5 protein-coding genes and 1 pseudogene are annotated in these 4,696 nt (G+C 70.9%); all 6 read left to right on the forward strand.

Annotated elements, in window-relative coordinates; all coding sequences use genetic code 11:
- Positions 1–376, forward strand: a 376-nt coding sequence (locus tag BKE38_RS26415) for a DUF4115 domain-containing protein (protein ID WP_165694291.1), incomplete at its 5' end; no start/stop codon positions are given.
- A gap of 96 nt (positions 377–472) precedes the next feature.
- Complete coding sequence (ispG, locus tag BKE38_RS26420) at positions 473–1,612, forward strand: flavodoxin-dependent (E)-4-hydroxy-3-methylbut-2-enyl-diphosphate synthase (protein WP_076960186.1); 1,140 nt, start codon at positions 473–475, stop codon at positions 1,610–1,612.
- Between the two features lie 85 nt (positions 1,613–1,697).
- Positions 1,698–1,955, forward strand: coding sequence for a hypothetical protein (locus BKE38_RS26425; protein WP_076960187.1), 258 nt, complete (start codon positions 1,698–1,700; stop codon positions 1,953–1,955).
- A gap of 37 nt (positions 1,956–1,992) precedes the next feature.
- Complete coding sequence (gene hisS / locus BKE38_RS26430) at positions 1,993–3,318, forward strand: histidine--tRNA ligase (RefSeq protein ID WP_083747893.1); 1,326 nt, start codon at positions 1,993–1,995, stop codon at positions 3,316–3,318.
- A gap of 68 nt (positions 3,319–3,386) precedes the next feature.
- A complete protein-coding gene (gene prfA / locus BKE38_RS26435; protein ID WP_076960189.1) occupies positions 3,387–4,442 on the forward strand; it encodes a peptide chain release factor 1 in 1,056 nt (351 codons plus the stop codon).
- Positions 4,435–4,696, forward strand: a pseudogene (locus tag BKE38_RS26440) (peptide chain release factor N(5)-glutamine methyltransferase); the annotation flags it as partial. The gene prfA and the pseudogene BKE38_RS26440, both read left to right, overlap by 8 nt.

Genomic DNA, 4,696 nt, shown 5'->3' on the forward strand with positions numbered 1-4,696 from the left:
GGCCGCGGCGCCGGGTGCCGCGGCCCCTGGCGGTGCCCCGCCGGCCGCGCCGGTGCCGCCGCCGCTGGCCGCAACGCCGGCCGCCCCCGCCGCGCCGGCGACGCCGGGCGTGGTGCTGCGCGCCACCGACAGCTCCTGGGTGCAGATCCGCGACTCGCGCTCCGGCCGGACCGTGCTGAACCGCATCCTGCAGCCGAAGGAGACCTACGAGGTGCCGAACCAGCCGGGCCTGGTGCTGAGCACCGGCAAGGCCGAGGGGCTGACCATCGAGCTGGACGGCGCCGCCACGCAGGTGCTGGCCAACCAGGTCGGCGTGCGGCGCGACATCTCGCTCGACCCCGAGCGGCTGCGGACGGCCGGCCCGGCCACGCGCTGAGGCCGGTGGTCGGGCCTGCCCCGCGAGGGGCGGGCTTGGCCGATGGCGCCACTGCTGCCATATCCGCCCCATGCCGCAGCGGGAGGCCTGACCGCCATGTCCTATCGTCCCTACCAGCAGATCCTGCGCCGGAAATCCCGGCAGATCCGCGTCGGCAAGGTCCTGGTGGGCGGCGACGCGCCGATCACCGTGCAGACCATGACCAACACGCCGACCGAGGATGCCGCGGCCACCATCGCGCAGATCCGGAAGGCGGAGCTGGCCGGGGTCGACATCGTCCGCGTCTCCTGCCCCGACGAGGCCTCGACGGCCGCGCTGGCCGAGATCGTGCGCGAGGTGAATGTCCCGATCGTCGCCGACATCCACTTCCACTATAAGCGCGCCCTCGAGGCGGCGGCGGCGGGTGCGGCCTGCCTGCGCATCAACCCGGGCAATATCGGCAGCAAGGAGCGGGTGAGGGAGGTCGTGAAGGCCGCCCGTGACCATGGCTGCTCGATCCGCATCGGCGTCAATGCCGGCAGCCTGGAGCGTCACCTGCTGGAGAAATACGGCGAGCCGAACCCGGAGGCGCTGGTGGAAAGCGCGCTGTGGCACGCCGCCCACCTGCAGGAGCTCGACTTCCACGAATTCAAGATCAGCGTGAAGGCGTCCGACGTCTTCCTGGCGGTCGCCGCCTACCAGCAGCTGGCCGAGGCCTGCGACCACCCGCTGCATATCGGCATCACCGAGGCAGGCGGGAAGCGCACCGGCACGGTGAAGAGCTCGATCGGCCTGGGCAGCCTGCTCTGGGCCGGCATCGGCGACACGCTGCGCGTCTCGCTCTCGGCCGAGCCGGAGGAGGAGGTGCATGTCGGCTGGGACATCCTGAAGTCGCTCGGCATCCGGCATCGCGGCGTGAAGATCATCTCCTGCCCCTCCTGCGCCCGGCAGGGCTTCAACGTCATCGAGACGGTGGCGGCGCTGGAGGAGCGGCTGGCGCATATCGAGGTGCCGCTGAGCCTGTCGATCATCGGCTGCGTGGTGAACGGCCCGGGCGAGGCGCTGATGACCGATATCGGCGTCACCGGCGGCGGCAACGGCCGGCACATGGTCTATTCCGCCGGCAAGACGCACCACACCATGGGCCAGGACGGCATGGTCGACCACATCGTCGGCCTGGTCGAGGCCAAGGCGGCGGAGATCAAGGCGGCCCTGCCGCCGCCCGAGCTGCCGGCGCCCGCCAAGGCCGCCGAATGATCCCTGCCCGAATGATTTCTGCCCGAATGAGCCCTGCCCGGATGATCTTCGCTGGGATGGTTCCCGCCGGTGCAGGAGCCGCGCCGTGCCGCGGCTGACGCCGGAACGGGCGAAGACCATGCTGGCCCGGCTGCGGGCCCTGGCCGCCGCGGCGCGGGCCGGCAGCGCCTGGGAGGGCCGCTTCGTCGAGGAGGCGGTCGCCCGGCTGGTGCGCTATGGTGACAAGGCGATCTTCACGCCCAAGCAGTGGATCCAGTTCGAGCAGATCTTCCGCCGCTACGAGGAGCTGCCCGAGGATGGCGCCCCGAAAGGCGCCCAAGACAGCCCCGCCGCCGGCACCTGACGGGCCGCGGCCCGAATTCGAGAGAGCGAGAAAAGCCTTGAGCGGAATGCAGCCGGTTCGCGGCACCAAGGATCTGATCGGCGAAGGCTTCCGCCGCCACGCGCAGGTGGTCGAGACGGCGCGCCATGTCACCGGCCTCTATGGGCTGGAGGAATGGTCGACGCCGATCTTCGAGGCGACGGGCGTCTTCGCGCGCACCCTCGGCGACACCTCCGACGTGGTGACGAAGGAGATGTACACCTTCGAGGATCGCGGCGGCGATTCCGTGACGCTGCGCCCCGAGGGCACCGCCGGCGTCTGCCGCGCGCTGGTGTCGAACGGGCTGACCCAGGGCGGGCTGCCGCGCAAGGTCTTCTACACCGGGCCGATGTTCCGCTACGAGCGGCCGCAGAAGGGCCGCTATCGCCAGTTCCACCAGATCGGCGCCGAGATCATGGGCGCCGCCGAGCCGCTGGCGGATGCCGAGGTGATCGCCTGCGGCTACCAGATCCTGCAGCAGCTGGGCATCGACGACGGCGTGGTGCTGGAGATCAACACGCTGGGCGACGCGGCCTCGCGCGATGCCTATCGCGCCGCGCTGGTGGCCTATTTCACCGCGCACCAGGACCGCCTGTCGGAGGAGAGCCGCACCCGGCTCGAGAAGAACCCGATGCGCATCCTCGACAGCAAGAACGAGGGCGACAAGCTGCTGGTGGCCGATGCGCCGACCATCTTCGAGCACCTGACGCCGGAGGCCGCGGCCTTCTTCGACGGCGTGCTGGGGCATCTGGACAGCTTCGGCGTGCCCTACCGCAAGAACCCGCGGATCGTGCGGGGGCTCGACTATTACAGCCACACCGCCTTCGAGTTCGTCACCGACCGGCTGGGCGCGCAGGGCACGGTGATGGCCGGCGGCCGCTATGACGGGCTGGTGCAGGAGATGGGCGGGCCGGCCACGCCGAGCGTCGGCTGGGCGGCGGGCGTCGAGCGCCTGGCCGAGCTGCTGGAGGAGACGCCGGAGCCGATCCGCCCGGTCGCCGTGATCCCGGTGAGCGCGGCCGAGGAGGCGGCGTCGCTGGAGATGCTGCAGATGCTGCGCGCCGCCGGCGTGCCTGCCGAGATGGCCTATAAGGGCAATCTGAAGAAGCGGATGGAGCGGGCCAACAAGATCGGCTCGCAGGCGGCGGTGATCATCGGCGAGGCCGAGGTGGCCGAGGGCGTTGTGGTGGTCCGCAACCTGTCCAATGGCGGCCAGGAGCGGGTCGGCGTGGCGGGGCTGCTGTCGGCTTTGGCGGCGGCGGGCGTCGTCGATGCGATGGTCGAGCAGGTGGTGGAAGGGCTGGAGCTGGTGGCCGAGGATGCCGCTGGCGAGGCTGAGGAATAAAAAGAAAAGAAGGCGGTGCGGGGGAATTCAATCTTCCGCGCTTGCTTTGCTGTTTTTAAAGGTCGGTGATGGCTCTTTCCGAAACGCTCGATCGCCTGTTGTATCGTGCTGATGAGTTGCGGGCTTTGCTGGAGACGGCGGAGGGCGCGCAGATTGGCGTGCTGGCGAAGGAGCTTTCGGAGCTGGAGCCGCTGGTCGAGCGCGTGAACGCGCTGCGGGCGGCGGAGCGGGCCCGCGACGAGGCCGAGCTGATGCTGGCCGACCCCGAGATGCGCGAGCTGGCCGAGGCCGAATACTACGCCCAGCGCGATGCCGTCCCGGTCCTGGAGCGCGCCCTGCGGCTGTCGCTGCTGCCGAAGGACGCGGCCGATGCCGGCAGCGCCATCCTGGAGATCCGCCCGGCCGCCGGCGGCGACGAGGCGGGGCTCTTCGCCGCCGAGCTTTTCGCCGCCTATCAGCGCTATGCCGCCACCCGCGGCTGGCGCTTCGGCCTGCTGGATTACGACGAATCCGAGCTCGGCGGCATCAAGGGCGCGGTGGCCGAGGTGGAAGGCGCCGGCGTCTTCGCCCGGCTGAAGTTCGAGAGCGGCGTGCACCGCGTCCAGCGCGTGCCGGCGACCGAGACGCAGGGCCGCATCCACACCTCGACGGTGACGGTGGCCGTGCTGCCCCAGGCCGAGGAGGTGGACGTGCAGATCAACGAGGCCGATCTGCGCATCGACACCTATCGGGCCAGCGGCGCCGGCGGGCAGCACGTCAACAAGACCGACAGCGCGGTGCGCATCACCCATCTGCCGACCGGCACAGTGGTGGCGATGCAGGAGGAGCGCAGCCAGCACAAGAACCGCGCCAAGGCGATGAAGGTGCTGCGGGCGCGGCTCTACGAGGCGCAGCGCAGCCAGGCCAGCGCCAGCCGCTCGGCCGACCGCAAGTCGCAGGTCGGCACCGGCGACCGGTCGGAGCGGATCCGCACCTACAACTTCCCGCAGGGGCGGGTCACCGACCACCGCATCGGCCTGACCCTGCACAAGATCGACCGGATCATGCAGGGCGAGCTGGACGACCTGATCGACGCCCTGATCGCCGAGGACGAGGCGGCACGGCTGGCGGCCGAAGGTGTCTGACTGCCCTGACCCGGCGGGCACCGTCGGCTTCTTCCTGTGCCGCGCCGGGCAGCATCTGCGCGCCGCCGCCATCGAGACGCCGCGGCTGGAAGCGCGGATGCTGCTGGCCGAGGCGCTGCAGCGGCCCTTGGAGGAACTGCTGCGCGATCCACGGGCGCCCGTGCCCCCCGAGGCCGCCGAGCGCTTCGGCGGGATGCTGCGGCGGCGCCTGGCGCATGAGCCGATGGCCTATATCCTCGGCCATGCCGGCTTCT

This window comes from Teichococcus deserti (genome assembly GCF_001982615.1).
Classification (GTDB): Bacteria; Pseudomonadota; Alphaproteobacteria; order Acetobacterales; family Acetobacteraceae; genus Pseudoroseomonas; species Pseudoroseomonas deserti.